This is a genomic window from Candidatus Peregrinibacteria bacterium (assembly GCA_016220175.1).
In the GTDB taxonomy this organism is placed as follows: domain Bacteria; phylum Patescibacteriota; class Gracilibacteria; order CAIRYL01; family CAIRYL01; genus JACRHZ01.
The window spans coordinates 1-4,129 of record JACRHZ010000012.1 but is presented as its reverse complement, the minus strand read 5'-3'; the positions used below and the strand labels follow the sequence as shown (position 1 = coordinate 4,129).

At 41.4% G+C, this 4,129-nt stretch carries 3 protein-coding genes and 1 tRNA gene; 2 read left to right on the top strand and 2 right to left on the bottom strand.

The genetic code is table 11. From position 1 onward, the window contains the following. Together HZA38_01340 and uvrB are read right to left on the bottom strand one after the other, a co-directional pair. Positions 1-1,203: hypothetical protein (locus HZA38_01340; protein ID MBI5414138.1), on the bottom strand; the 1,203-nt coding region annotated here is incomplete at its 3' end. A gap of 164 nt (positions 1,204-1,367) precedes the next feature. After that, the gene (gene uvrB, locus HZA38_01335; protein ID MBI5414137.1) at positions 1,368-3,386 is read right to left on the bottom strand and encodes an excinuclease ABC subunit UvrB; all 2,019 of its coding nucleotides are present in this window, start codon (positions 3,384-3,386) and stop codon (positions 1,368-1,370) included. A gap of 255 nt (positions 3,387-3,641) precedes the next feature. Between uvrB and HZA38_01330 the strand changes: the two genes are divergently transcribed. Continuing rightward, positions 3,642-3,717, top strand: a tRNA-Thr gene (locus HZA38_01330). Positions 3,718-3,798: 81 nt separating this feature from the next. Then, complete coding sequence (locus tag HZA38_01325; protein ID MBI5414136.1) at positions 3,799-3,999, top strand: hypothetical protein; 201 nt, start codon at positions 3,799-3,801, stop codon at positions 3,997-3,999. The last annotated feature ends 130 nt before the right edge of the window (positions 4,000-4,129 follow it).

The window sequence follows — 4,129 nt, the reverse complement described above, 5'->3', positions numbered from 1 at the left end:
TTTACTGTCAACACATCCTTCCTTCCAATTCCATGCATCCGGATGATTCCCATAGCAAAATGGATCCATATTCAGCGCTTTCTCCCCACACTTCGACCCTGAAAACCAGTCCTGCTGCGTCATCGTCTCTGGCGCTGCTCCAAACATGTTCGCACTCCATGGATCCCACTGACTATTTTGATCATATTGAGTGTTTGGATCATATTGCTGTTGAGTATTTGGATCATATTGCTGCTGAGTATTTGTTGGGTTCGTCTTACAAGCACTCATGACAAAATCCCAGTATTGCCCAGGCTGACATTGCTGTTGCTGGGTATTGTTCTGTGTCGTACATTCAGTTGCTGTTCTCACACATCGTGGGTCATTTGTTCCACAAAGTTTATATGTCCCTGATGGACATATCTGTGTATTTGTATTTGTTGTACATTCAGCAGACGTTGTAACACATCTCATCGGTTCGTTCGGACAGAGTTTCTGCTGCCCAGAAGGACATTGTGTAGTGTTCTGTTGTGTGTTATTTGTCTGGCAAACATAACCATTCGCGAATGTTGGACAAGATTGAGTTCCCGTACTGTCTGTACAAGTAGGAGCTGCTTGGTTTGTAATAGTATTCCAGCAACCTAGTCCTTGATTTTGATTTGTTGGATTTGTACAAACGTTTCCAGTACAAGAAAGTCCTACAGCACATTCAGAAGCTGCAGCACATGCCTGTCCTGCTGTCTTTGTCCCTACTGTTCCTCCAGTCCATCCACCTCCTGCGGGAGCACAGACACTTCCATGAGCGAAATCACAAAAATTAGATGTACACTGAGGACCGTCTGTACATGACTGCCCATCCGCTTTCTTAGTGGTATTATTTACCGGTTGACCACAAATTCCATTACTACAGACGTTTGAAGTACATTCCGCAGCTGCGCTGCACGCCTGTCCATCTGGTTTTGGCTGTGGAGCAACTGGAGTACCGCAACGATTACTATTACATTGTTGAGATGCACATTCTGAGGCAACAGCACAGCCTGCACCATCGGGCAAATTGCTCGGAGGTGGAGGAAGATCGCCCCCTTCATTCCAACATACGAGTGGATCTTGCGGATCACACACAAGATTCGCCTGAAATGAATCAGGACTTTTTCCCGTATTGGTCAAGATAAGACCGACAACGGCAAGCACCGCAATTGCGGGTAAAATGAAATATTTTTTCATTTATATATTTGTATAAAAGAATTAAAAAATAAAAATGAAGAATGAAGAAAAATGGGGAAAAAGAATGAAAAAAGTATGGGGTAAAAGAATAAAATCATTATTTATTATAACACTTTTTTAATAAAAAGTACAATATTTACCTCCATAAATTTTTTCTCAAGATTTTATGGCTTCATCATGCCCTTTATTGCCTCAATCTCATCTCGGAGTTCCGCCGCTTTTTCAAATTCTAAATTCTGCACCGCAATATCCATCTGCAATTCGAGTTCCTCGATAAGCCGTGGGAGTTCTGATTCTTTTACTTTCTTCAGATCATATTCTTTCACTGCTGCAGTTTCTCGAGAAATAGAAGTAATGTCCTTTTGAATTGTTTGTGGAGTAATTCCGTGTTTTGTGTTGTGCGCCTCCTGAATTGAACGTCGGCGATCTGTTTCATCAATTGCTTCTCGCATTGCTTGTGTCATCTTATCTCCAAAAAGAAGTACGGTCCCATCGACATTTCGCGCTGCTCGACCAATTGTTTGAATGAGGGCGTCGCGAGAACGTAAAAACCCCTCTTTGTCTGCATCAAGAATGGCAATGAGCGATACTTCCGGAAGATCAAGCCCTTCGCGAAGGAGGTTAATTCCCACGACCACATTAATTTTCCCTTCCCGAAGTTCTTTGAGAATTTCGATGCGTTCTAAAGTTTCAATATCGGAATGGAGATATTTCGCCGAAATTCCAATTTCTGCAAAATATTTCGAAAGATCTTCCGCAGATTTTTTGGTAGCAGTCGTGACAAGAATTCGCTGATTTTTCGAGATTCGCTTTTTCATTTCCTCTGTTAAAACATCGATTTGGTTGGATACTTTATTTTTCGGAATAGTATGCACTTTTGGATCATAAAATTCCTTGCGAGATGGCAAAACGAGTATTTTAGGATCAAGAAGACCTGTGGGACGAATAATTTGTTCTACAATTTCATCTGTCGGACAATGTGCCTTCTCATATTTTCCCGGCGTAGCAGAAATAAAAACTCCTTGTGTAATAAAATCTTCGAATTCCCCAAATTTGAGCGGACGATTATCGAGCGCAGAAGGCAAGCGAAATCCGTACTCGACGAGTGCTCTTTTTCGTGACAAATTTCCTTCGTGCATTGCTCCCACTTGCGGAAGCGTCATATGAGATTCATCGACAATCAGGAGAAAATCATCCGGAAAGTATTCGAGTAAAGTTGCGGGAGGTTCTCCTGAAGCTCTCAATGAAAAATACCGAGTATAATTTTCGATTCCATTGCAGTATCCGGTTTCGAGGAGCATTTCGATATCATATTCCGTGCGAGTTTGGAGCCGATGAGCTTCCAGAGATTTTCCCTGTTTTTCGAGTTCCTGAACCTGGAGTTTGAGATCTTTTTGAATTTCTTGAGCGGCTTTTTCGATTTTCTCGCGAGTCGTTACGTCGTGTTTTGCCGGGAAAATAGTCACTTCTTCCAATGTATTTATGAGTTCTCCAGTGAAAGAATCCACTTCAGTAATAGCTTCTACATCATCTCCAAAGAGATCAATACGGAACACGGTATCAGCTGAAGGTGGAAAAATTTCCACCATGTCGCCCATCACATGAAACATTCCCTGCTTAAATTCGAGAGAAGATCTTCGATACTGGATATCCGTAAGTTTTCGAAGGAGTTTATCACGTTTAACCTGATCCCCTACTGTGATCGTAATTGCGAGGGATTCGTAACTTTCCACATCTCCAAGTCCATAAATACAACTTACTGAAGCGACAATAATCACGTCTTTTCTTGTAAGAAGATTATACGTTGCCGCATGACGAAATTTATCGATTTCTTCGTTAATCGTGGCTTCTTTTTCGATGTAGGTATCCGTTCGAGCAATATACGCTTCCGGCTGATAGTAATCGTAATATGAAACGAAGTAGGACACAGCATTTTCTGGAAAAAATTGCCGGAATTCATTACAGAGCTGAGCGGCAAGAGTTTTATTATGAGAAAGCACGAGTGTCGGTTTTTGGATTTCTTGAATCACATTCGCCATCGTAAACGTCTTTCCCGTTCCTGTAGCGCCAAGAAGCGTTTGGAGTTTCGTCCCAGCATGGAGCCCTTTTATGAGCTTTTCGATGGCTTTTGGTTGATCACCGCTTGGCTCGAATGGGGAAACGAGTTTGAATTTTTGTGACACGTGATTTTTTGGAAAATGCGCGTTGAGGGAGTTTAGCTGTGATGGAGAGAAAAAGAAAGACGAAAAATTCATTTTTCTTGTCATCCCGCGCTTGACGCGGGATCTCAAAGATCACCAAAAATTCAAAAAAAATGAGAGTGTATAATTTATAGAATTCCTCATTCCTAATGGAAATTGAGACCCCGGGTCGGGGCCCGGGGTGACAAAAGAAAGAATTGCAAATCACGATACTTTTCCATACACTTTTCCCCGCCCGCCACCGTAGCTCAGTTGGTAGAGCAACTCACTCGTAACGAGTAGGTCGTCGGTTCAATTCCGATCGGTGGCTCCAGAAAGAAAGATAAAATCAATTTTTTAAAATTTGACATATTTTATCTTGGGTGTTTAAATGCACTCTTTAAGTTTTTTAATTATGATGATTTGTGAAGGACATATTGGCGCTTATGATATTTGCAGAGGCGATCCTGATATTCCTGTTGATCTTATCAAACTACAATTCGCCAATGGTGATTTTCAACAACGGGAAATGGGAGCAGAGTACATTCATCATTTGCCTCAAACTTTTGAGGCGGAAGAAGGCGGAATTATGAGGCAAGATATAAACCTAGTATAATTTCCAATAAATAATTTCATGTATAGTGTCTCTGTAGTTTTTGGTCAGCATCTTGCTTTGTGAATTTCCATTGAATTGTTGATAGACTTTGATTGCGTTGTTTTTGCCAGGCAGATAACTCCTTTTTGAG